Origin of the sequence: Halorubrum sp. Hd13 (assembly GCF_002252755.1) — an archaeon.
GTDB lineage: Archaea > Halobacteriota > Halobacteria > Halobacteriales > Haloferacaceae > Halorubrum.
This window is the reverse complement of sequence record NZ_NHOY01000030.1, coordinates 1-1111: the sequence shown is the minus strand read 5'-3', so window position 1 is coordinate 1111 and position 1111 is coordinate 1. Positions and strand designations below refer to the sequence as shown.

Below are 1111 nucleotides of genomic sequence, written 5' to 3'. Positions count from 1 at the left end.
GTTCTCGAAGAACTCGCTGAAGCGTTCAACGGCTGGTTCGGCAAGCGTCGGAACGGCGACGACCGCGCCCGACCGCCCGGCTACCGCAAACACGGAGATTCCCACCCGCGTTCAACCGTGTCGTTCAAAGCGGCTGGCTTCAAGCACGACGCACAGTTCACCCGCGTCCGCCTCTCAAAAGGTCGCAACCTCAAAAAACACCGCTCAGACTTCATCCTGTGCGAGTACCAGACGCGCCCGGATGTTGACCTGACCGAGTGGGACATTCAACAGGTTCGGGCCGTCTACAAACGCGACGAGTGGCGGCTTCAATTCGTCTGTCGCACTACCATCGACCCGGAACCGCCGGGCGATGACGTGGCAGGTGTTGACCTCGGGATATGCAACTTCGCCGCCGTCTCGTTCGGCGGCGAGTCGGTGTTGTATCCCGGTGGCGCACTCAAAGAGGACGAATACTACTTCGTCAAAAAGAAAGCTAACTGCGATGATTCCTCGTCCCGAGAGGCCACTCGTCTTGACCGCAAGCGAACGAGTCGTCGGACGCACTTCTTGCACGCGCTCTCGAAAACGATTGTCGAGGAATGCGCCGAACGGAGTGTCGGTACGCTTGTCGTTGGCGACCTTGGCGGCATCCGAGAAGATGACGAGAACGGCGAATCACGCAACTGGGGCGACCACGGCAATTTCGACTTGCACGGGTGGGCGTTCGACCGTTTCACGACGCTACTTGACTACAAGGCGGAAGCCGAGGGTATCGACGTGGAGTTGGTGTCTGAACGCGATACATCGAAGTCGTGTTCGGCGTGTGGTTACACCGATGATGACCAGCGTGTAGAACGTGGCCTGTACGTGTGTGAGGAGTGCGACACGGTTGCGAACGCAGACGTGAACGGTGCGGAGAACATTCGGCAAAAGGTACTCCCGAGTCTCGCCACGGATGGCGGTGATAGGGATAACGGCTGGTTGGCACAGCCAGCGGTTCACCTGTTCGACCGTAGTGAGGGTGTTTTCGCCCCACGAGAACAGGTCGTGAACCGCGAACCCTAATATCCCAACTCAGCGGCGCGGTACCGTGGGATTCCCGCGTCTTCAGGCGCGGGAGGATGTCAAT

1 protein-coding gene is annotated in these 1111 nt (G+C 59.2%); it reads left to right on the top strand.

Features of this window, described 5'->3' with window-relative positions:
• Positions 1 to 1047: RNA-guided endonuclease TnpB family protein (locus tag DJ81_RS04135; protein WP_141212531.1), on the top strand; the 1047-nt coding region annotated here is incomplete at its 5' end.
• Positions 1048 to 1111: the final 64 nt, after the last annotated feature.